Origin of the sequence: Halobacteriovorax sp. RT-2-4 (assembly GCF_047085445.1) — a bacterium.
Taxonomy (GTDB): Bacteria; Bdellovibrionota; Bacteriovoracia; order Bacteriovoracales; family Bacteriovoracaceae; genus Halobacteriovorax_A.
On sequence record NZ_JBKIXY010000001.1, the window covers coordinates 168,981 to 191,193 of the forward strand.

15 protein-coding genes are annotated in these 22,213 nt (G+C 36.2%); 5 read left to right on the top strand and 10 right to left on the bottom strand.

Features of this window, described 5'->3' with window-relative positions:
* Positions 1-28: 28 nt before the first annotated feature.
* Complete coding sequence (locus tag ACMAYL_RS00830; RefSeq protein ID WP_412469480.1) at positions 29-3,211, bottom strand: hypothetical protein; 3,183 nt, start codon at positions 3,209-3,211, stop codon at positions 29-31.
* A gap of 236 nt (positions 3,212-3,447) precedes the next feature.
* On the opposite strand from ACMAYL_RS00830, the gene ACMAYL_RS00835 reads away from it, so the two are divergent.
* On the top strand, positions 3,448-5,109 hold the full coding sequence (locus ACMAYL_RS00835; protein ID WP_412470582.1) for a hypothetical protein: 1,662 nt from the start codon (positions 3,448-3,450) through the stop codon (positions 5,107-5,109).
* 23 nt (positions 5,110-5,132) lie between these two features.
* On the top strand, positions 5,133-5,930 hold the full coding sequence (locus ACMAYL_RS00840) for an undecaprenyl-diphosphate phosphatase (protein ID WP_412470583.1): 798 nt from the start codon (positions 5,133-5,135) through the stop codon (positions 5,928-5,930).
* Here the strand turns inward: ACMAYL_RS00840 and ACMAYL_RS00845 are convergent.
* From ACMAYL_RS00845 to ACMAYL_RS00880, 8 genes are read right to left on the bottom strand one after another with little or no spacing between them, the layout of a single operon-like run.
* Entirely contained in the window at positions 5,907-6,884 is a 978-nt protein-coding gene (locus ACMAYL_RS00845; RefSeq protein ID WP_412462544.1) for an NAD-dependent epimerase/dehydratase family protein, read from the bottom strand. The two genes, ACMAYL_RS00840 and ACMAYL_RS00845, sit on opposite strands and share 24 nt — an antisense overlap.
* Positions 6,885-6,888: 4 nt before the next feature.
* Positions 6,889-8,520, bottom strand: a complete 1,632-nt coding sequence (locus ACMAYL_RS00850) for a fatty acid CoA ligase family protein (RefSeq protein ID WP_412470584.1) — start codon at positions 8,518-8,520, stop codon at positions 6,889-6,891.
* On the bottom strand, positions 8,504-9,370 hold the full coding sequence (locus tag ACMAYL_RS00855; protein WP_412470585.1) for an alpha/beta fold hydrolase: 867 nt from the start codon (positions 9,368-9,370) through the stop codon (positions 8,504-8,506). The genes ACMAYL_RS00850 and ACMAYL_RS00855 overlap by 17 nt, the downstream gene beginning before the upstream one ends.
* On the bottom strand, positions 9,370-10,398 hold the full coding sequence (locus ACMAYL_RS00860) for a 3-oxoacyl-ACP synthase III (RefSeq protein ID WP_412470586.1): 1,029 nt from the start codon (positions 10,396-10,398) through the stop codon (positions 9,370-9,372). Before ACMAYL_RS00860 ends, ACMAYL_RS00855 begins: the two co-directional genes overlap by 1 nt.
* Positions 10,399-10,408: 10 nt before the next feature.
* A complete protein-coding gene (locus ACMAYL_RS00865) occupies positions 10,409-11,797 on the bottom strand; it encodes a phytoene desaturase family protein (protein WP_412470587.1) in 1,389 nt (462 codons plus the stop codon).
* A 45-nt stretch (positions 11,798-11,842) separates the two neighbouring features.
* A complete protein-coding gene (locus tag ACMAYL_RS00870; protein ID WP_103217109.1) occupies positions 11,843-12,088 on the bottom strand; it encodes an acyl carrier protein in 246 nt (81 codons plus the stop codon).
* A gap of 25 nt (positions 12,089-12,113) precedes the next feature.
* A complete protein-coding gene (locus ACMAYL_RS00875) occupies positions 12,114-13,358 on the bottom strand; it encodes a beta-ketoacyl-[acyl-carrier-protein] synthase family protein (RefSeq protein WP_103217110.1) in 1,245 nt (414 codons plus the stop codon).
* Positions 13,355-14,017 (bottom strand): GbsR/MarR family transcriptional regulator, encoded by a 663-nt coding sequence (locus ACMAYL_RS00880; RefSeq protein ID WP_103217111.1) that lies wholly within the window; start codon positions 14,015-14,017, stop codon positions 13,355-13,357. Before ACMAYL_RS00880 ends, ACMAYL_RS00875 begins: the two co-directional genes overlap by 4 nt.
* A 336-nt stretch (positions 14,018-14,353) precedes the next feature.
* Here ACMAYL_RS00880 and ACMAYL_RS00885 point away from each other — a divergent pair, with 336 nt between their 5' ends.
* The 3 genes from ACMAYL_RS00885 to ACMAYL_RS00895 all read left to right on the top strand — a co-directional run bounded on the left by ACMAYL_RS00885 (position 14,354) and on the right by ACMAYL_RS00895 (position 21,307).
* Positions 14,354-15,199 (top strand): hypothetical protein, encoded by an 846-nt coding sequence (locus tag ACMAYL_RS00885; RefSeq protein ID WP_103217112.1) that lies wholly within the window; start codon positions 14,354-14,356, stop codon positions 15,197-15,199.
* Between the two features lie 145 nt (positions 15,200-15,344).
* A complete protein-coding gene (locus tag ACMAYL_RS00890; RefSeq protein ID WP_412470588.1) occupies positions 15,345-18,473 on the top strand; it encodes a hypothetical protein in 3,129 nt (1,042 codons plus the stop codon).
* Positions 18,470-21,307, top strand: a complete 2,838-nt coding sequence (locus ACMAYL_RS00895) for a S8 family peptidase (RefSeq protein ID WP_412470589.1) — start codon at positions 18,470-18,472, stop codon at positions 21,305-21,307. Before ACMAYL_RS00890 ends, ACMAYL_RS00895 begins: the two co-directional genes overlap by 4 nt.
* Here the strand turns inward: ACMAYL_RS00895 and ACMAYL_RS00900 are convergent.
* Positions 21,300-22,106: a TIGR02147 family protein gene (locus ACMAYL_RS00900; protein WP_103217115.1), complete on the bottom strand. Its 807-nt coding sequence runs from the start codon at positions 22,104-22,106 to the stop codon at positions 21,300-21,302. The genes ACMAYL_RS00895 and ACMAYL_RS00900 overlap by 8 nt on opposite strands.
* Positions 22,107-22,213: the final 107 nt, after the last annotated feature.

Here is a 22,213-nt window from a genome sequence, read left to right on the forward strand (position 1 = left end):
ATCAATATAATCTTTTATTCTTTTCGTCTTATTGAATCATTCCATCTGACGCTAGGTCACGATCGATCTTTTCAATAAGTCCTGGAATAAATCCTTTTTGACCGTATTGAGAACCATTGATGGCCGCACAAGCAGTTCCACTATATTTCTCACCAATACGGTTCCATTCACTTTGTAGTCCTGGAGAGCTAATTTGAGTAATAATCTTGGCCTCGTAAGCAACTCCTAAAGCGACTAACTTATCTTTTTCAAAGTCTTTTCTTTCTCTCGTAATACATTCTTCTTTTGCTGTATCGGCCTTGCTGTCACATAGTTTACCAACGTATTGGTCACGCCCAGAAGAGAGCATTTTACAAAGACCTTTTCCATCATAATCACCACTAATTTCTGATGCTCTATTCTTAAGAGACTGAATCTGTTGAGCGATAATTAGGTTCTTATCAGAAATCTCCTTAAGAGCATCTTCACTCATTTGAGTATCTTCTTTGATAAAGTTTTGAATCTCTTCTTTATACTTACTCTCATCTTCAGATAGGTTGTCTGTTAACTTGTCTGTTAGAGATGTAATAAGTTGCTCATCATTTTGTCCACTATTAGAACAAGCGCTTTGTAGCTGAGCTAGAGATTTACCACTATTTGTTGACTCTTTAGAATCTCCATCTGATGGAATACTTCCTTCCGCTGATGCACTTGCACATAACTTCTTATACTCAGAGATTTGTTCAAAAATTAGTGTACTTGATGATCCACCATTCATTGCCATTTGAAGAGGTGACTGTCCACCTGCTTGGGCCTGTAGGATTGAAGCGATCTCAGTTGCATCTGAATAAAGATCACTTGCATTATTGTCTCCAGTACAACCTGGTCCTGGACTAGAGTCCTGTAGACCTTTTAACTTGTAACAGAACTCAACCTGTTGTTGTGATGCCTCGGCAGCTTTCTCTGCACCTTCTTTCGCTGCTTTTTGAGCTGCTTGATTTCTGTCGTTAATTGCAGTGGCACAGTTCGATACGAACTCTTGCCATTTTCCTCTTTCTTCTTGAAGGCTCTGGTTAATTTTTTCAACTTGAGAAGCTAGGTGAGTATTTTGATTCTCAAACCATTTGTTAAGGTCTGCTCTCATGCTTGCACTGTTACCATTCATTCCTGCAAGAAGGTCACGCATAAAGACTTCAGGATCTTTTTCTAATAGAATACCTTTCGTTTCAGCTTCATCCATTGCTTGATCAAGGTCTTGAAGTTTTCCAAAAGTTAAACCTGAAGAAGCTGGAATACCATATGCTCTTGCCATTTCTGGTGTTAGGTTAGGGAACATATTTTTGTATGCATGATCCGAAACTTTTTGCATATGTGCTTGCATTTGCGCCATAAGTGCTTTTGCTTTATTTTCGTATTGCTGCATTTGTGCGTTGTAGACGTCTGCTTTTTGCTTAAGTTCTGCTGTTTTTGCGTTTACTAGTGTTTCTGTAAAAGTAGCACATGTATTAACATTGTCTGAACAAGCTGCGGCCTGTGTTACACAAAATGATTTACTAGAAGTTTCGTAAACATCTGGGCCACACTTGCTAAGCTCAACTGCATTTCCATTACAGTTGTAAATAAGCTCATCGATTTCGGCCATGATACTTCCACTTCCTTCAGAGGCAAGTGTTCTCTTTGTAAGAGACTGAAGTTCTTTAGCTTCTGCCTTAAGTGCTTTCGCTTCAGCACGGTATGTTTCAAGGTTTGCTACATCACCAGCTGGCTTAAGGTCACCATTGTAGATGGCCACACATTCATTTTTAATATCGCTATAGTATTCTCTAGCTGTTTTTGTCACACTTTTTCCACTGCTATTAGAAACAGTGATTCTAATATCATTATTATTAAATGAATTTGCTACGCTATCTAAAGAAGATAATGAAGTCGGATCAGAGAAGGCATTTGAAGCAGCTCTTTTAAAAGATGATAGTGTATCACCTTGGTTCCCAAGTCTAACGTTATCAAATGAGTTAACTGCTTGGTTAATTGGAGTCGAGTAGGCCGCGGCATTTTTACCTGTCATACATTCGATAATGAATTTTTCTTTGTATGAGTCTTCTGATTTTGAAGCTAAGCGATCAACTTTAATTAAAAAACTTGGATCATCAAATTTTGGAAGGTCTGCATCGCTTACACCAAGACTAGAAAGCATTGTTTGAACTTTCTTAAGTTTTGCTGTTGTATTTTGAGCAGCAAAAGTTCTTGCAGATGAGAATAGGTTAGCAAATTGAGTACCTTTGAAAAGGTCTTCTCTTAATGCTTCATCATATCCACCTGTAGCAAGTCTTTGAGCAACTTTCTTCTTATCAGACTCAATTTGATTTCTCATTGTGATAAGAGAGCTTCCTCTAAAGCGCTTTGCTTTACGGTCATCACTGCTCATTCTATCTTTTAATCCTACTAGGCCACCTTGCTTCTTGATGATTTTATTTACATCATATGCTTCTACACATGAAGCAGGCATTAATTTGTTAAAGTCAGTATTAATAAAGTCCTGACTTACGTTATTTCCACCACCATTTAGTAGGGCATGGATTTCTTTAATTTTGATTCTATTCTTCTTTTGAATTTCTGCTACTTGCTTAAGCTCTGCTTCGAATTGTTCAATCATGCGATCATACTGAGATGTCATTGAAGCAAAGTTATCTTGAATACTCTTCATACCATCTTCGATACATTGAGATCCAATGTAAGGAGGTGTGTTTCTTGGTTTTAGAAAACTTGTATATTCGTTTAAAATATTTTGTCCAAACTCTAGTGCCTGCTCTGGAATTTTTAGATTCCCACCAATATTACAAGCTCCGTTTGGTGCAAGGATTGGCTCAGGTGCAAGAGGACAATTAAATGCAGGGTGCATTCTTCTAGACTGAAGCTTTTGTTGAGCATCGGCCTTTGACTTGTTGAAAGCTTGAAGTGCTTGGATCTCTGTATTTGAAAGACGTCCTTGGTTGTACATTTGTTGAGAGATATCCCCAATCATGTTTAGACCACCAATAACCGTCTTCATACCTGAACCAGACGTGAACTCTGACCAAGACTCACCATTTTTCTTAAAAGCGAATGCGCTCATTGGAATAGATGAATGAATAAGAGTCAGTGCCATTACGCTAACTTTAACTTTTTTGAAAGAGGAACTCGTTCCTTTCTTTCCTAAGTTATTTTGCTCTTTGGCCTTCGTTAATCTTTTCACTTTACTTCCCCTGTCAATTCAATGCTTTATACTTATCGACATTTTAGTAATTTTCTTTATTTTATTAATGAATCGATGCCTGACCTAATAAATTGGTTAATAAAATGGCCAGGGGTGCAAATAAGTCGCTGATTTTATGTGATGGAACATGAGATTTCATAGTGTTAAAATACTTCTATAATTGAGAATATTTAAAATTTCAGTGCCAAAAATAGTGGCCGTTGGTTGATTTATCTATGACGTTTTATTCAAATCGCTACCTAAGAATTACTGCTACCATCATCGATTTATGCCTGTGCTTATTTATAAGTTATGCTCTACTTGGTAGTGAATTTATCTTATCCATTACAAATGCTATTTTTTCGATAAAAAATCTAAGCGCTTCACTACAGCATCTCTATGTTTATCTGATGACGTATTTTCTCTACGTTTTCTATTGCTCATTATTTTTCAGCATAACAATTGGACAATACTTTTGTGGTGTAAGGATCATTGCTAATACGGCCATGCAAAAGAGATTGGGTGCAATCATGCGCTTGATTCTCTTACCAGTACGCTTATTACTTGATGTTTTTGCAAAGGGGATTGAGTCTCCAATTAGTGTGAGGCTTACAGCATCCCGAATTACATATAAGTCAAAAGTAGTCTCTTATCTCATGGCCACAATCATCTGTGTTGTTGCAATTGGAGTAACTCCATTTAGTGCCTTAATGTATAAGCAACAATTGTTTAGCTCGCAGTTTGTTGATTTCGGCCTAAAAACTTTTGTTGAGGGTGAAATAACTGATTTTGAATCTTTTGCTGAAATTGGCTCAACATCTTTGGGATTTTCAAGTTTTACAAATTTAGATAATTCGAGATTTACAATTAGGCCTAGTTTTGAAATTAGAAAAGTTGATTCGAAAACGATTTATCGTCCACTAATTTCTATTTGGGATACGAAGCTTAATAATAAGGGAATCTTTAAAATTTCTTCTCGCTTTGATCTTTATTCGTTGGTTAAGATTGCTCGTGATAATCTGTTTCTATTTGATCTGTATTATCCCGAGTTGAGTAAAGTATTGGAGTTATCAAAAAGGGGAGATGATGAACTTTACTATTTAAGTAGTAGAGCTAGTTTGGAGTTATTTGAATTGATTTCAAATGCATTTCTCGTTAACTATAAAAGTATTCCGAGTTTACTATTAAGGGGTCATTTTCAATTCCTTCCTTATCTTCAACTTAAGTTAGAATTAGAGAAGTTACTTGAAATAACTAATGATAATTATATCGACTTTATTAAAAGTGGTGAAAATATCCTGATTAGAAAAAAAGATTATTCAGGTGAAAATATAATTTACCGTGAGACTTTTTTCAGCCTTTCACTTCTAAGGCCTGTCGTTTATAAAAGCATTTGGGACAGAAACCTTGATAATGATAAAGCGCAAACTGCTTTTGCAAATGCTCTTTTTTTTAAAGCAAGATGGGGAGAGCAAGTAAGTGAACGCTTAGCAATTTGGGTAAAAGATCAGATTTTTAATCCATTGGCAGGTTTTGATCTTATCTCTAATAATTCACAAGTCGAGATCTCGAAAAACTACTCCCGTGGACTAGAGAACTACCTAGTTGAATATTACAAGAAAGATGCAATTAGAGCGATAGAGTCTGGAAATGATAATTATATTTCTAGTGTACGTTCGGCCTTACAGCGATTTGCATTAGTTTTTCAACTAGCAATGGAAAAAAATGTAAATTCTTATTCAAAGGCAACAATAAAAGGTTTTAATGATATCTTACTTGCTCTAAAATTAAAGGATGCAAAAATGCTTTCAGAATTAAAGAGTAATTCTGAAGACAAGAAAAAAGATACGTCAAAAAATACTAAAAAGAATAAAAGTAAGCGCAAACGCAAGCGTTAAGAAGTAACAAAGGAAGTTGAGAGATGACATTATGGATGGCAGTCGTCTATGGAATTATTCAGGGGCTAACAGAATTTTTACCAGTTTCTAGCTCTGGACATCTCGCTCTACTACCTTTTATCTATGAGTTTAAAGACCCTGGTATTTTCTTTGATTTGGCCATGCACGTAGGGACTGCTCTTGCGGTTGGTATCTATTTTCATCACGATGTGAGAAGAATTGCTAAGAACTCTTTCTTATTTTTTATTCCCGGAAAAAGCTGCGATAACTTTACTAAGAACTTTATTATAGCAACTTTCTTCACGGGCTTTTTTGGCCTAATCTTAAAATCTACGGCCGAAACTTATGGCCGAAACGAAGTCTTTATTGCATTTAATTTGGCGTTCTTTGGTATTTTACTTTTTATTTCAGATCGAATCGGTAAGACGAATAAAAATATGGAAGGCTTTAGGGCATCTTCTTCAATTGTAATAGGCCTTTCGCAAGTTCTATCAATCTTTCCTGGTGTTTCTCGTTCTGGAATAACTATAACGGCAGCTCGATTTCTAGGGCTTTCAAAAGAGGATGCTTCTTCTTTTTCATTCCTTTTATCTCTTCCCTTAATCTTTGCCGCATTCTTATTAAAGTCTTACAACTTGATTGGCAATCCACAAGACGCTCAATTTGAGGTTTTAAATTGTGCTATTGGCGTTCTTGTTTCTTTTCTTGTAGGCCTTGCGACAATACATTTCTTTATGAAATTGATTAAGCGAATTCAATTCAGCTACTTTCTGATCTATCGCTTAATCTTAAGTGCTTTAGTTTTTTATCTTCTCAATTGATTCGTCGATTGAAATTCTTGGAGAATAGCCAAAATCATTTAATGCGTTATTGTGTTTAAAATAATGAGATGTTCCCATTTGAAGGGCCACAAATCTTGTCATTGCCGGTTGGCCATCGTATTTACCGATTAACTTATAGATGAACTCACAAATTGCACCAATAATGTAGACTATCCTTAATGGTACTTTCTTTGTTAAAGGAGCAACTCCTTTTGCCATAAGTAGTTCATTAATAAAGTGCCATAGATTTACTGGTCGCTCTTGACCAATAAAATAGGCTTTACCTTTATTCTTGGCCTCTCCAACTAGCTCATTAAGGGCCATTACATGCGCATAAGAGGCATTCTCGACATAGTTAATATCGACGAGATTATCTCCATGACCAATTATTTTTAATCGTCCACTCTTGGCCCTTTCAACTAGAGTAGGGATGATATTCTTGTCTCTTTCTCCGTAGATTAAATGAGGGCGAATTGCTGTTGTTAGAAGATCTTGAGTGTTTGCTGCAAGGACAAGCTTTTCCGCAATAGATTTTGTCCTGGCATATTCATTCAAATAATTTTCTGGATATTCTAAGGCTTCATCACCATTTTTTATTTCATCTTTTCCAAAGACAACACTTGGGGTACTCGTGTAGACAAGATATTTAACGCCTGCTTCTTTCATTGCTTTTAAAAGATTTTTTGTTCCTTCAATATTAATTCTTTCAAAATCTTCTTTTCTTCCCCACATCCCAACTTTTCCGGCAACGTGGAAAACAGCATCGATTTCAGACAATGCGTTTCTGATATCTTGATAATTGGTAAGATCTCCTTGGTGTGTTTTTATACCCAGCTCTTTAACTTCATCAGTTTCACGTCTAGAGAAGTTAAATACATCATGACCTGCGGCCAAAAGATCCTTTGCAATATGATAGCCTAAAAAGCCTGTTACACCTGTGACGAGTATTTTCATTTAATTACCTAAGTTTTCCCTGTTGTGCCATTTGGGCCAGTGCTTTGCGATCAATTTTTATATTATGTCTAATATCTACTGGAAATTTAGAACAGATGTAGATCTCATCTATATCTTTAGTATGACTATATTTATTTGCCATAATCTTAAGCTCTTGCTTAAGGCGTGATTTATTAAGAACTCGTCCTTTCGGTTCAATACTCAGGGCAGGACGAACACGGTTATTTTTTAAAATCCAAATCAGTGCCGATTTATTTACTTGAGGGTGCTTATTGAAAATCGCTTCCGTTGAAATAGGGTAGTATGTCGTAGCGTGGGCCTTTACCTGATGGGCCTTTCTTCCATAAAACCATACACGCCCTTGTGCATCTATCTTTCCAAGGTCTCCCATTCGGTGCCAGAATGTATCACCATCATAAATTTTAGCTTCTCTCGTTTTGTTTGGAAGCTCATGATAGGCTGCTGTCGCAGTTTTTGTACGAACAATAATTTCCCCAACAACACCTTTTGCTAATTGCTTAGTATCTTGAATGTCTTTGATAACACCATCAACATCTTTAATGATTCTAATTTCGACACCAGGACAAGGTAGGCCTATACAAGTTCCACCACCTTGTGCCGTCTCAAATTGTGTGTTCGTTAAGACTTCTCTTCCATTAAAGCAGCTCACAGGCAAACACTCAGTTGCTCCATAAGGTGTATAAGTGTCAGCATCCTCTCGTTCAAGGCGAGCGATTAGTTTTTCATGGACTTCATTTCTAACTGGCGCTCCAAACATGACGACATATTTCACCGTCTTTAGTGTTTGGTTGGTTTTCTCTAGGTAGTCCCCAACGCGCTCCCAAATTGCTGGTGAGCCAGCAATGAAAGTGGCACCATTATCATTAATATTCTTAACAAGTGCCTCAGGATTACATTTTGCAGGCTTGCTTGGGTTCATATCTGGAATGACACTCGTCATCCCCATCGACATTGTAAAAAATGAAAAGAGGGGAAAGCCTGGTACATCAACATCTTCAGGTGTTAAGCCAAAGAGTTCTTGTAAGACATCAGTTTGACGATTAAAGATCTCATGAGTGTATTCTACACCCTTAGGTCTTCCTGTTCCGCCTGATGTAAAAAGAATTGCTGCAAGATCAGAATTTTCAACTTTCTCAGTATCATATGTTAGCTGATCTTTTTCTTTTAGTGACTTGATTGTTGTTAAATGTGAAAATAGTTTACCTTCAGTCGTAAAATATTTTTTTATACTTTTGAAGCTATCCTTTTTAAACATTCTTAGGATATGAACAATATTTACTGCAATTAGGTAGTCAGGTTTTGCATCTTTTATCGCTTTAAAAAGGTTTTTAAGTCCCATTCCAGGGTCAATTAAAATTGGTATTGCTCCAATTTTAAAAAGTGCAAATGTTAGGGCAGGAAAGTCAAAAGATGGCCTTACAAATAAAAGAACCTTGTCTCCTTTTTGAATTCCTTCCTGGTTTAATGCAGCTGCATAGTGAGAGCTTAATTGATTAAATTCTTTAAATGTCAGCTCATCATAGTGATAACCACTACCAGTTTTTTTAGGGAATTTTAAACAGATTTTATCAGGCGTCTTTTGGGCCCAATTTTCGATCCTATGCGCGATATTCATTTAAGAAACCTTTTATTTCCTTAAGACAATTTTCTTTCTCATCTTCAATCACGTAGTGGCCAGCATCTTGGTATACTACATACTTGCTGTCAGGGTAAAAATCCTTCCAACGCTTTAGGAAATCCATATTAAAACAGAAGTCTTGAGCTCCCCAAAGAAACATCTTAGGGCATGTTACATTTTTCAAATTGTCTTCAATTTGAGAAAGCTTCGAATATGTTGGATGTTTACTTGATAAAGGGATATCCTTTACAAAGCGAGCTGTCGCAATACGATTTGCATAGTTATTGTAAGGATGAAGGTATCCTTCTTTAATATGCTTTGCTAAAGGCTTTGTTGTCGTCATAAAAGTTGCAGGCCAAGCGAATGCATTAAATGCACGCACCATTGGCTCTCCAATTACAGGCAGCTTACAAAGGGCAATTCTTTTTGGAATATCAAGAGATCTGAATGCTGCTGTATTTAGTAAGATTACACCAGTTACATCTTGCGGGCGTGATGTTGCAACACCCATTCCAATCGCACCACCCCAGTCATGAACAAGTAGTTTAAATTTTTTCACTCCCAATTTATCTAGGAGAGTCAATACATTGTTAATATGATTCTCTAATGTATAGTCATAATCTTGTGGCTTATCTGAAAGTCCACAACCAAAATGATCTGGAACAATACAGCGGTATGTATCTTTTAATTCATTTACAATATTTCTGTAATAGAACGACCATGTTGGGTTTCCGTGAAGCATAACAATGACTTCAGCATCTTTATTTCCTTCGTCTAGATAGTGATAATTCTTATTCTCAATTTCGATGAAGTTACTCTTATATGGATATTCTGTTTTCCAGTTCATTACCAACTTACTCCTAGTACTGAGCATGATAGCCCAGACCCAATGCCTACAAGGGCAATTTTCTTACCTTTTTCAATTCCTTCAATGTCATTCATCATTGCAAGAGTGATTGGTAGTGCGGCAGATCCGGTATTTCCCAATGTATCAAAGGTATCAAAAGTTTTATGATTAAGTAGACCAAGTTCCCCCAAGACTATTTCTTTGTGGGCCTTTCCTACTTGATGGCCAATCACAATATCAATCTCGTCTTGATTAAGTCCTGAGTCAGTAAATGTCTTTTTTGCAAGGGCCTTTCCATATTTTAGTAATTCCTCTGAATCCGTCTCCATTACTAAAGATTCTGGATTCCCATCACCTTGACATAATTTATTTGCCGCTGAATCACTACGATTTGTAATAGAAGTAATTTGCGGCGCACTTGGTGCTTCGCTTTTGTGAGCAAGGCAGTAGGCGACACCTGCTGAACCAATTGTTAAATTTGCAAAGAATTTCTTCACAGACTTTCTTGTAATTGACTCGTCTTCATTTAAAGTTTTGATAGTATTTTCTAATAGAGGAGCGCTGTTTTCACCTGAAACAATAATGGCCCTTTTAATCGCACCTGTTTCAATCATATTGGCAACCACTTCCCAAGCACTCACCATTCCAAGACAAGCATTTGAAATATCAAAGAGCATGCACTCGCTAGGCATCTCTAAATTTGAGTGTATTACTGATGCTGTTGATGGCTCAAGAAAGTCACGACATACACTTGAGTTGATAAGAAGATTTACATCTGCTTTTTTAATTCCTTTCTTAGATAATTTATCTAAGAGTTTATTTGCAGCTTCTGTTGCAATTGAACTTGGCCTAGTTGAGTTAGGCCAAAAACCACGTGATTTGATTCCCGTCATAAGCTCAAGCCTTCCTTGTGGAAGCTTTAGTCTCGTGTAAAGAGGTGAGAGCAGCTCTTCAAGTTTATCACTTGTTAGAACCTCTGGCGGTTCGATGTATGCATAGTCTTCTATTACAACATTATTATATTTCATATGGTGCCTTTTATTCCATTAATCCATGTAGGTTTGCCATGGAAATTCCACTTAGCATGGATCCGATAATCCCAAGGAAGCCTTGATCCGTTCCGCATAGATAAAGTCCTTCAACTGGAGTTCTTCCATCTCTTAGCTTATCTGTTGATCCATATACACATCCACGAAGGTGTCCAGTGTAGCGCTCAATTGTATGTGGAGTGAAAACATCTTTGAATTTCACATCAAGTGAGGCATTTGGATATATCTTTTTTAAAGTTTGAAGTGATTGCTCATAAACTTCATTTTTCATCGCAAGGTAGGCTTTGCGATCTGAGTTTACTAACTCTTTCCATTTTTCATAATTTGCCATATAGGTAAGGCGAATAACTCCCTCATTACTATCATCACTTGCAAAATTATTTGGAAAGCAGATTACGGCACTTTTATTATCGATGAATTCAGTTGGCCCGCGATACTGATAATCTTCTCTCTCGTTATAGAAAAGAATAGTATCATTCATGTCAAAGTCTTTTGGTCGCTCATCAAGACAAAGAATTGTTTCACAAAAAGTCATCGGTCCTACTGCAACCTTTTGTGCGCTTTGGCCTTGCGTGATCGCCATGGTTTCAGGGTGTCCCATGCTTGAGATGACCTTGTCACATTCAAGGATTTCACCATTTTCAAGAGTAACACTCGTTACTTTATCTGAGTTAGTGTTAATAGAAGCAACACCTGCGCGAAAACGAAGTTCTCCGCCAAGTCCTTCATACTTATCAAGTAAGAGGTTAATGATTTTTCTAACCCCACCATCAGGTCTTGCAAAACCTTCAAGGTAGATACTCTTAAACATGATAACAAATTGAGAGAAATCCATATCATCTTCCCATGCTGATCCGTAAATCAATAGCGGAGCAAAAATCATGGAAATTAGCTTTTCATTCTTAATATATTTTCTGGCAACATCTTTTGCCATATAAGTTTCATTATTTAGGGCGACTTCGTTGAAGTCTCTAATATAGGCAACAAATTGATTAAACTCATCAATTGATGCTGGGAATTTGTCTGCAATTTCTTGCGTAAGAACTGCAAAGTCATTTGTAAATGTCAGTGTTGTCTCAGGGAATATAATCTTTGATTGTTTCTGTTCAATAAGATCAAGTTCTGACCAAGGAATTCTTAGTTGTTTAAGAAGTTTTGTTAGAGGTTTTCCTCTTTCTCCTCTGGTCGCAAAATTTGTTAGGGCATGAAGGCCAACATCGAAATTTCTTTTACCGCGACGGTAGTAAGAGTTAAGCCCTCCTGAGATTGAGTGTTTTTCTAAGCACACAACTTTCTTGCCAAACATAGCAAGGCGAATGCTTGCTGCAAGTCCACTCATTCCAGCGCCAATTACAATTACATCATATTTTTGTGTCATAGTTTTTACTTTATAAATGGGCCACGGTTGTGGCCCTTATTAAATTTATTGAAATTTTGGTGTTAGGTAAGCAACACAAGAGTTCATTGAAGCTAGCTCAGGGTAATCTTCTTGAGGTACTTCAATTGAGTGTTGTTTCTTAAGTTCCATTACGATATCAAGGAAGTCCATTGAATCTAGGTCTAGTTGATCTCTTAGTGGAGTTGCATCATCGATTGAAGTTACATCGTCATCAACTGCAATGTCTGCGATAATATCAACTACGATTTGTCTTACTTGTTCTGGTGTCATATTTTTCTCCTGTGATAATTTAAAGTTAAGCCTTAGCTTCGTATTTTTTTATAATTAAAGTTGAATTAATTCCTAACATCCCAAATGAGTTGTTAAGGATATATTTAACGTCTTTCTTTAGTGGTGCTTCAAGTACAAGCTGATCCATTGCACACTCAGGATCGATTTCATCAATCTTGTGACATGGGTGTACTAGGCCATCTTCAAAACTAGGTAGGTTCCCTGCAAGCTCAAGTGCTCCGGCCGCACCCATTGCATGTCCAATTAAACCTTTGGTGCAATTTACTGCAACTTCTGGTGCATCTTTAAAAGCTTCTTTTATTCCTGCTACTTCTTGGATATCACCCATCTTTGTACCAGTTGCATGAAGGTTCACAATATCGATATCATTAATTGTGATACCTGCTTTTGCTATTGCTTTGTGGACACATTCCATCTGGCGCTCAGGATTAGGAAGAACAAAGTCTGTTGCATCACTATTTGTATGATAACCTGCAACTTCTCCGTAAATCTTAGCTCCACGAGCTAGAGCATCTTCTAATCTTTCTAAAGTGTAGACACATCCACCTTCTGAGATAACGATTCCATTTCTATTATTATCAAGTGGGCGCGAGGCACGCGTTTGATCTTCTGGAAAATCTGCTAGTGCACCTTGTGCTTTGAAAGATACATGGTTACCAAATGAGTTCGATGACTCTGAAACTCCACCAGCAAGTGCAAGATCAACTTCTCCAAGTTGAAGCATTTGAACTGCTTGAATTAGTCCCATATTTCCTGCCGCACACGCAGCTCCAATTGTATAGTGAGGTCCAGTAATTCCAAGGTTTAGTGAAACTTCCCCTGCAGGATTATTTGCAACTGTTCTTGGGTTATGGTGATGAGTCCAAAGCTCAGGCTTTTCTTCATTGTTTTTATAAAATTGGAAAAGCTCTTCTTCAGTTTCAACAGGTCCGTGCTCTGTAATACCTAAGTAAATACCAATTCTTGATTTATCAAGTGTTGCAAGATCAAGTCCAGCATCATCGAGCGCTTCTTTTGAGCAGTAGACAGAGATTCCACCGACGCGAGTTCCACGTTTTCTCATTTTTCCTTTTTGGTGCTTTCTTTCGTCAAAGTCACATTTTCCTACAGGGATCTGGCCCATAAAACGTACTTCTTCATAAGTGATTCCCGACTTTTGCTCTAAAAGAGCGCAGCGGAATTCATTTAAGCTATTTCCATTTGGTGCAGTAAGGCCTACACCCGTGATGACAACACGAGATAAGTTCATTCATTAACTCCATTATTACTATGTTTTTCATTTTCTATTTTTGAAACAATATTAAGGAAAGAGTTCCTTAAACCAGATGTGATCCCTGACTTTATTTGATTAATATCTGTCAGTGAGTTCTTCAGCACTTTAGTGACCATTGGAAACTTTTCAATGGCCATATAAGGATTATCAAGCTCCTTGCTAATAGAGATGATAAATTCACTTAGAGACCTAGCAAATCGAGTCGTTGTTAGGATGTTAGTTAAGCGCTTCTTTCTTTTTTCATCGTGAACAAATTTAAGAGATTCTTGTGTGATATTTTCAAATTCTTCGATTATTTCGAGCTCACGCTTCTTTACGATATTTGAGACAATATTGATGGCATCATCATTGGCCTCATGTATCTTCATACGTTTAATTTCTGGGTGATCATGAGTGATGATCATTTTATAAGTCGCAAGAGTCTTTAGAGCACTAGAGACTGCAGGCTGAGATAAGCCTAAGATTTTTTCAATTTCATCAGAAGCTAGTGGCCTAGATGAATAGACAAGTACACCAAAGATGGCACCTTCAATTCTTTTAAAGCCAACTTTTGAAAAAAATGCTTCATAATGAGGTAAGTACTCAAGTAGCTTCTTTTCAACAATCTCAATGTCCATATCAACAGCTTCTTTCATCTTGAAATAACCTTTATATTTTAAAAATAAAATATAAGTAATATTGTCTAAGTGGTCAATCTTAAAAGGATCCTAAATCTTTATTGGTGTGCACAGTGTCTTTATTTTGCGATGCAAGGTGCATCTTGGACCTGATATTTCTAACAGTTTCTTAAAGCACCAGTAAATAATCCAGTTTAGGGCCAATGTGGTACTAAAAACATCAACTTTATGAGACAAAAGTTGGCATGAATCTTGAACTAGTTTCATTATTCTAATTTTAAAATCACGAAGATTTTATTAATGACTGGCCTTGCTGAATAGCAGAGGTATCAATTTTTTTGAGGGAGAGTATAAATGAAAAAATTATTAGCGGTTGCAGCACTTGGTACGTTACTTGTTTCTTGCGGTGGGAGCGGAGGCTCAAGTTCATCGTCTACTTATGGAAGATACACTTCTCCATATGTGACAGCACAAGGTTTTGTATCGGCACTTAATAGTGTTGATCCTTATTACTATGACCTAAACACTCTTGAGAAGGATCAGTATGATTCTCTTAGAGAAGATTTCTTTGTTTATTTCGATGCTAAGTATAATGAGTTCGTAGCAGTTGATATTACATACCTAAGAACACTTGCATATTGGGATTACTATTCGAATAACCAAGGTTTAGCTGATGAGTTCCGTGACATTCAATCAGATGATGCTTGGGACTATGGAATCATCGGTGATGGATGGGGTGATAACTATGAAATCGTTGATTATGTAGGATCTGATGTATTTGGTGATCCAGTATTCCAAGGTTTTGATACTGGTTACTACTATGAAGATGAAGAAGAGACAATGGATACAGGTCTTATGGCCGCAAATGATGAAGAGCTACAGATGTTCAATAAAGCATCTCTATACTCTCAGGCCTTCAAGCTTCCTGCTGATAAGGCACTTTCTCTAGTAACGATGGAAAAAGAAGTTAAAAAGATGCTTGATAATGCAAAAGATGGTGAGCTACTTGAGCAAGATCAACAAGCAATCGCAAACAATATCAAGCACTTCACAGGTAAATCAATCGAAGAGTTTATGGCAGCTAAAAATGATCTAAATGCACGTGAACAAATCATTGATGATGTAGCTGGACACCTAGGAACAACGACTCAAAATATCGAAGACGTAATTCTTCCAGAGCTACTTTCAATTGAATTATAAGTAATTGAAATTATATCCAAATACCACACATTTAAGAGGGCCTGAATAGGCCCTTTTATTTTGAACTTGTACATCGCTTAAACAGCACTTGTAGATCTTTCAAAAGATCGGTCTCATGCGCCAAATATTGTTATTTTATAACGTAATGAAAATATTAAATTTAAGTATATTGATTTTACTGATCTCGATCTTAACGGCCAAAGTTTACGCCGCCGATGGACTTGTTGCCATTAATGGTGAATCACTTCCAGCAGGTGATCTTTATAGTATAGAATATGGGCCAATTGATTCAGAACAAGCATATGAGCTTCAGGCCGAAGGAGTTGATCTTTCAACTCTATCTCCCGTTTTATCTAATCTTTGGAATGGCGCCAATAATTTCTCCGATTACAAAGATGATCTCAACTTACCAATTAACGACTTTGAAACTTTGAATTTTTCTGGTGTGATTAGCTCTCCTGCGGGAGTTTTGAGGTTTAATGCACAAAATGGAGAAGGAAATTTTCAGGTACATTTATCTAAAACACTTCATACGATTCTTCTTAGAAAGAATATGCTTAGAAGATTAGGTTATGTTGTTCCAGCTTCGAAGTATCTTAAAAATATAAGAATTAACTTCAAAGATGAAAAGCAAAAAGATTACTTCAAAGATGTTGAGCTAGTAATTAAGTTGGGTGCTTCTTATAAAAACTGGCTAGTTGAAGAGGGAAGTGATTTTCTTGTTTTAAAAGATATCTTTGTAAGGCAGCCTAAAGAAGACGATTTCTATGATGTTGCTCTTACATCAATTAATGACACAAAAGACTTAAGAACACTAAGAAGTCTTATCGTGGTTTATTCACTTCTAAATCTTGAAGAATCGATTAATAAGTATTCTTTTAATTTTCTAAAAATAAAAAATGATCACTTACTTTTTGAGTATCCTAGTTCAACTGATTTCAGTGCTACTTATGATGATGTAAAATGGATTTCGCGATTAATCGGTGATCTTAATCGCCACGAGATTACCCAAGTCGTAAAGCAGTCACACTATCCGGCCGTCGTTGAAAAACTATTAATTGAAAAGATTATTGGCCGTCGTAATAACCTTATATCAACACTTAAATTAAATGCACCACTTATTGAATATAGTAAGGATATTAAAGACCCTCTTGTTAAAGATGGATTTCTAATTCCACATGAATTTGAAGGTTACGCTGGCCAGTTTAGCTTCGGTGCTAGTAAGTCGCCAATGGATGATATTCCGGCCTTTCTCTTTTCTGAAGCGCAAAGTAGTACATTCAAATGGATTACGGGCAAAATTAGTGAAGGACTTAGCGCATTTGATCTATCAAAGGCCAAGGTTAAGTGGTTACAAGAAGATTTCCTTGCAAATAAAGACTACGCTATTGATTATTTTGCGGAACATGGAGAGTTTCCACCTCTACCTTTCTCATCTTGGAAGTCTCCAGTTGTTAGAGGAAATATTATATTTGGCCGAGACATCGTTGTTGGTCAAAGCCTTGGTACGGACAACTTTGTTCAGCTTGCTGACACAATTGGCTTCACAACAAACCTTGGCCTATTTATTGGCCTAGAAAGATTTATTTCTCAAACAACAGGTGGGTCAGTTTTTCCAAATATTGGGATCAATACAAGTTACACGCATGTAAGGCCAGTTCAAGACCTAAGAGTGGCCGTAAAGACTCCATATAAGAATATGCTAGTTGGTAAGACACTTCGTAATATTGAAGAAAAGCTTAAGCAGTCAATCAATATCTCAGACCTTGATAATGAAACGAGAAGAGAGGATCTTCACGCAATTTATAATGAAATTTCTCAGCAATTTGGTGTTGGTGAGTCCATTATTATTTCGACTTCAGTTGTACCTGATGTAACTCTTTCTCTAAATGCTCCTTTATTTGGAGTTGCAAACGGTTATGGTTCAATCAGTACAAAATATAAGGAACTTTCAAGAATTCATATTACAAGAAAGTCAAAGTACAAGTTTCAAGTCTACTATGATGAGGCCAATGTTAGTGAGGTTAGGGCACGTGGTGGCCTTTCATATTTAATTCCAATTATTATGAGTGAAGCGGCCGCAATTAAGTCAAAGCTTGATTTAAAGTTTTATGAAATCAATATGGACCCTGAACAAGAAGATTTAGAATTTTCTAAAAATGCGGTTAAGTTCCTTTCTATTCTAAGAGATCGTTCTAATGAAGCAATGGGGCCAGAAGATATTCAAGTGTACAATCATTCAAAGGATTCTACTTTTAACCTAAATCTACTTTTCTTTGTTTCACGTACTTTAAAGTCTATTACAGAGCTTTTTGTGAAAATTAAGGATCAAGTCAATATTAAGTTAATATCATCGACTTATGGTGAAATGGATGGGATCGCTGCTGGAAAATTCTTAAAGAATATTGCCTCTTATCATCTAAAGAAATTTATTAATAATTTAGAAGTAAGCTTTGATAAGAGCTATATCCCTATGATTGAAGAGGCCAAGCACTACTATCAAAATCCAGGTAAAGAGCTTTTTGGGGCCGCAACGACTTATGAAACTAAGTTTGAATCTAAACTAAGTGATATAAATGCCAAGGCAAGCTTTGATAACATGAATGAGCTTTATCTTCACTATCGTAAAACTCATGAGAAGGCGATCATGAAGGAGAAGACAATTAAGAAGTATCTTAAAAAAGAGAATGAAGCTTTTAATCTTGATTTCTATACGCCTTCAGATGCGAATGATGCTGGTGATATGCACTTTGTTCGTCTTGAGAGTAAAATTCACTTCTTTGATAAGTCAGTTAAAAAAATTCTCTCAATTACTTCAAGAGATTTAGATAAGATTTCTCAAAAAATGAAAGTCAGAAATTGTTTTAGAGGTGGAAATCGAGACAATGATAACTCCGGGCGAACGATATCTGAAAAGCTACGTTGTGGCGACCTTGATCCAATTAAGAGTAAGCTCTATTGGTGTAATAAGTATTTAAATAAGGCAAAGACTGAAAAAGGCCTTAAGTGTCTAGCTCATGTTGGTCACTACTTTGCTAAATACGTTGATGCAAGAACTTTACTCGAATTTTTCGGTGAAGATAATATGTATATTGAATCTCAACTTTCTGGCTACCGTGTTGGAAGTGAGCTAATGACTAAGCCTATTGTTGGAAATTCGTATGGGAAGATTAATTCTCGAAATTTTGGTGGGCCAATTAATAAATTAGTTACTGTCCTTGGAATGATTAAGGCCGAAGTTTTAGGCCTTTGGTATAGGGAGACACTAAAATGATAATAAGAAATATAATGCTCCTTTTTATCATGTTATATGCTCTATCTAGTCAGAAGGCTTTTGCAGTAGATCTTTCTGGGAGACAGTGGAATATCAAAAATACTGGTCAGTCTTATATTAGGAAAATTTCTGAGCTTGGATTTGAAAATATAGAGGGTATAAAAGGTGTTGATGTAAATTACTTTACAGAGAAGCAATTAGCTTCATTTGGTTCTAAGAAAATTATCGTAGCGGTTATAGATACTGGTGTAGACGTTGATCATCCTGAGCTAAAAGACAATATTTGGAATTATCCAAGCTGTATCGGTAAGAGTGATGAAGAGAAAAAGGCACTACCATGTCGTGGCTACAATGTTCTTGATGGAAATGGAAATGTTTCAGATGATATTGGACATGGTACTTTTGTGGCCGGGCTATTGGCCGCTAAAAAAGATGGGATCGGCGTTGACGGACTCCTTCCTGAAAATATTGAAATTATGCCAATTAAAGCGATTACTAACTTTAGAGGCTTTACGCATGAGGGAAGTGTTGTTTCTAGCTATATTGCAAAGGCCATTGCCTTTGCCGTTAATAATGGTGCACAAGTTCTCAATCTATCACTTGGTATTCCTAAAGTCATTGAAACTCCACAGATAGTAAGTGCCATTGAATATGCACTTAAGAAAAACGTTATAATTGTAGCTTCAGCAGGAAATAATAATAAGAGAAGAAATATATTTCCATGTAATTATAATGGTGTTGTTTGTGTTGGAGGTTATGATATTCAGGGACAAAAAGTATCCTCGTCAAATTATGGACAAACTGTAGATATATTTGCTCCTGGAGAGAAGCTTGTTGGGACGATTCCATCTAGTATGGAGTCGACTGTACTACGTGTCGGAAATTATGATATTAAAACTGGTACATCATTTTCTATTGCTCATGTCACGGCCCTCGCTGCAGCAGCAAAGCTTAAAGAAGTTAAGACTAATAGTTATGAGTTTCTTGCAAGGCTTAAAGCAACTTCAAGAACTCTAGAGACATCAGAATTGAATTCTCCTGATTATCAACGTTTTCATAATTCATTTAATGAGATTTCTAATACTTTTCTTTCTCCTTTATTTCTAACAAAGAATATCGATAGTATTTCAGTTTCATTTGATAAGAATAAAAAGCCTTTCGCTAAAATGAGTTTTGATATTCATTCAAATCAAATTTTAGAAAATGTGGATATTTGTTTGTCCTCAATTGTCTTTGATCCCACAAGAAGTTGTAAAAAGAATAACTTAAATAAAGGCCTTAATCGAATAGAGTTAAGTTCTTATTTAAGTGGCCTAGATATTGAGAGCTGGCAAAATCTTCATTTGGAGCTCATTCATGATGGAGTATCTCTTTCTTCAAAATCTTTTGAAGCTCAATTCTTCATTCCACTACCTATTGTTGAAAGTAAGAAGATTTCTAAAATTGCAGCAGGTGCTCTTTTAAGAATCGCTCCAAATATTAAGAGTTCCCAACTTCAAAAAGTTATCGAGTTCAATGCTAGCAAGAGTGAACAGGACTATTTTGTTTTAAATAGTCGCTCATTAAAAAGCATATTCTATCTATCTGAAGAGAATAAATCATTTGAGCCTTTTCAAATCAATTTCTCGCAAGACATAAAAGTTATTAGTGTCATGAAAGTCGATATGAATGTTGATGGTAAATTAGATATTCTAGTTTATGGAACTTCTGCTAATAATAGAGAGTATATTCTTGAGTCATTTGACTCAAGAGGTAGGCCGTTATTTGGCAAATATTCAAGCTGGAGCTTAAACGCGACTCAATTTGGTGGGCTTGATTTTAATCGTGGTAGGCCATATTTCAATTTTATCAAGGCCCAAACTAAAGAGTTGGGAACAGTCTTGGTTCCGCTTGTAAGTAAGGTATTTGAATTACCACAAATTGATAATAATGCAGATCCAATTGATTTTATGAATAATATCCAAAAGAAAAGGCCATATTACCTTTTACCTTCTCTTGAAGAGGAAAAATTGAAACTGCAGATTCGAACTCTAGAATCATATAAATTTGATTCTAAATTAAGAAAGATGCTTGATCTTCCATTCTTCAAAAAACTACAATTCGTATCTTATCTTGAACAAGATAAATCCTCTCAAAATAGTGGGCGAGTTAGGCTTGTTTACGCCGTTGGAGAAGTTACATTTAATGAATATTATGAAATCGTATTTGATGATATCGACTCTTTTACAATTGATAAAAAGGGAAGATCTCTCCAGATTCATCAATCTAATATTGCAACAATAAGATCGACGGCCAATGGTGATTTTATTGATGAGTATCTTATTACACGCCAGCAGGAGTTGAATAAACTCTCATTTAAGCTCTCTGATGGGGGAAGAACTCTTCGTTTCCAAAGTGACTGGAATGATCCTTTAGCTTCAATTCTGGCCGTCTATAAAGAAGATGAAGCCTACTCTGTTTACATTGAAGGTCGTTATCATATTCATTTAGTTGTTACTGATGGTAAAAAAATTATTAGAACTTCGAAAACGGCCATAAACCGTGAATCAAGTTTTCCGGGGGGGAATTTTTCTCAGCTCTTTCAAATGGGCCAAATCAGTCCGACTCAAGGTGCTATCTATACTGATATGCAAAGACTTTTCGGTGATAATATTCGTTTGATTACAAGTGAAGATCAGAGTTTAAGTAGGATGCTAAAATATAATTATGCAGTACCTTCTCAATGTGCACTGATAGGGCACACACAAGTTGAAAAGTATATGCAAATAAGGCTTCATTGCCTTGGCCCTGGTAATTTGTCATCTGTACTCATTTCAAATGGTGCAATTAATTAGTGAAAGGAAAGAAGAGTGTCGATAATGTAAAGATTTGATGCTCTTCACTGTTGCCATTTTCGCAGTCAAACTCTTCTGTAAATTCATCGATAAACTGCATGATCTTTTTCTTAGCATTTGAAAGCTCAGACTTTTTCACATTGATTAGAAAGTGTTCTAAGACCCTTTGTTCTTTTGGAAGGTAATAGCTGTCACTTGATAGTTCACAAATCTCTTTATGAAGAGGTAAGAACTGTGACATATCAAGTTTGTATTGTGGGGTATAATCTTTGTTCAGATAGATTTTAGAATTTTCTATATTGATGATTTTTGCACTCTTCATTTGTTTGATGATTTGTGCGTAATCTTCATGACCTTTATAGATTAATTTTTTAGAATTAAGATCTTTAATCGTATTAAAATCACTCCATTTAAGCATTTCTCTTAAAAGGGCCATTTCCCATTTAAATTCAACCTGTCGATCAGATCTTGTTACATCAGAAGTACGTTTTTCTACTATGGCCTTAAAGGTTTCTTCATCTCCTTTAGAATTCTTTTTAGCATCAACTAAGGTTTGAAAGAATTCGGCCTCTTTCTTATTGAGTTCAAGATTCTTAATGAGCATGGCCGTAATTTGTGGCCCTGGATGCCTTTGGCCTTTTATAATCATGGTTAGGCCTGAGACACTTGATATTCCAAGCTCCTTGGCCCAACGGCCAAATGTATACTTTTTATCGACTGCTTTACGACTTAGATAGATATCTTCTAAGTATTGACGATAATCAATATAGCTAAATAGGTCTATACCCCTAATTTCCATGGTTTACGTATCGACATCTCTTAGAAAACATTTAGTAAGTACCTAAATATATTACACACATACTTGATGAAAATGCTTGAATATAGGATAAATATCCCCATCATACA

Coding starts and splice junctions, on each gene's coding strand:
- ACMAYL_RS00850 (WP_412470584.1), bottom strand. CDS start 8,520: ATGAATATCGCGCATAGGATCGAAAATTGGGCCCAAAAGACGCCTGAT.
- ACMAYL_RS00855 (WP_412470585.1), bottom strand. CDS start 9,370: ATGAACTGGAAAACAGAATATCCATATAAGAGTAACTTCATCGAAATT.
- ACMAYL_RS00865 (WP_412470587.1), bottom strand. CDS start 11,797: ATGACACAAAAATATGATGTAATTGTAATTGGCGCTGGAATGAGTGGA.
- ACMAYL_RS00860 (WP_412470586.1), bottom strand. CDS start 10,398: ATGAAATATAATAATGTTGTAATAGAAGACTATGCATACATCGAACCG.
- ACMAYL_RS00835 (WP_412470582.1), top strand. CDS start 3,448: ATGACGTTTTATTCAAATCGCTACCTAAGAATTACTGCTACCATCATC.
- ACMAYL_RS00875 (WP_103217110.1), bottom strand. CDS start 13,358: ATGAACTTATCTCGTGTTGTCATCACGGGTGTAGGCCTTACTGCACCA.
- ACMAYL_RS00845 (WP_412462544.1), bottom strand. CDS start 6,884: ATGAAAATACTCGTCACAGGTGTAACAGGCTTTTTAGGCTATCATATT.
- ACMAYL_RS00885 (WP_103217112.1), top strand. CDS start 14,354: ATGAAAAAATTATTAGCGGTTGCAGCACTTGGTACGTTACTTGTTTCT.
- ACMAYL_RS00880 (WP_103217111.1), bottom strand. CDS start 14,017: ATGAAAGAAGCTGTTGATATGGACATTGAGATTGTTGAAAAGAAGCTA.
- ACMAYL_RS00870 (WP_103217109.1), bottom strand. CDS start 12,088: ATGACACCAGAACAAGTAAGACAAATCGTAGTTGATATTATCGCAGAC.
- ACMAYL_RS00895 (WP_412470589.1), top strand. CDS start 18,470: ATGATAATAAGAAATATAATGCTCCTTTTTATCATGTTATATGCTCTA.
- ACMAYL_RS00840 (WP_412470583.1), top strand. CDS start 5,133: ATGACATTATGGATGGCAGTCGTCTATGGAATTATTCAGGGGCTAACA.
- ACMAYL_RS00890 (WP_412470588.1), top strand. CDS start 15,345: ATGAAAATATTAAATTTAAGTATATTGATTTTACTGATCTCGATCTTA.
- ACMAYL_RS00900 (WP_103217115.1), bottom strand. CDS start 22,106: ATGGAAATTAGGGGTATAGACCTATTTAGCTATATTGATTATCGTCAA.